This window comes from Neisseria sp. P0022.S010, from assembly GCF_051956635.1.
This window is the reverse complement of record NZ_JBQCXF010000820.1, coordinates 1-571: the sequence shown is the minus strand read 5'-3', so window position 1 is coordinate 571 and position 571 is coordinate 1. Positions and strand designations below refer to the sequence as shown.

1 protein-coding gene is annotated in these 571 nt (G+C 52.2%); it reads left to right on the top strand.

What is annotated here, in order from left to right; genetic code table 11:
• Positions 1–511, top strand: a 511-nt coding sequence (gene hemH / locus ACTHUT_RS21600; protein WP_440419864.1) for a ferrochelatase, incomplete at its 5' end; no start/stop codon positions are given.
• Positions 512–571: the final 60 nt, after the last annotated feature.

Here is a 571-nt window from a genome sequence, read left to right as displayed (position 1 = left end):
CATCCGCACTGTTTCCCGTTATTACGACGATGCCGCTTATATCCAAGCCATGAAGCAGCATATTGAAGCCTATTGGGCCCAAAACGAACGCGGCGCAAAACTGATGTTGAGCTTCCACGGCATTCCGCAAAAGCATCACGAAGACGGTGACCCCTATCCTGACGAGTGCCACCATACTGCCAAACTGCTCGCGCAGGCATTGGGCTTATCCGAACAAGAATACATCGTTTCTTTCCCAAGCCAGTTTGGCAAATCCCAATGGGTCAAGCCCAGCACGCAAGCCTTGTTTAATGAACTTCCGAAACAAGGCACGACCAAACTCGACGTCTTCTGCCCCGGTTTCATGGCCGACTGCCTAGAAACCATGGAAGAAATCGCCATTATGGGACGCGAACAATTCCACGCCGCGGGCGGCAAAGAATACCGTTACATCCCCTGCCTCAACGATCCCGCCGACTGGATTGCCGCACTTGCCCAATTAAGCCGGGCCAATCTGCAAGGCTGGATTTGACCTAAACCAAAGGCCGTCTGAAAAATCCACTTTCAGACGGCCTTTAGCGTTATCATCAAG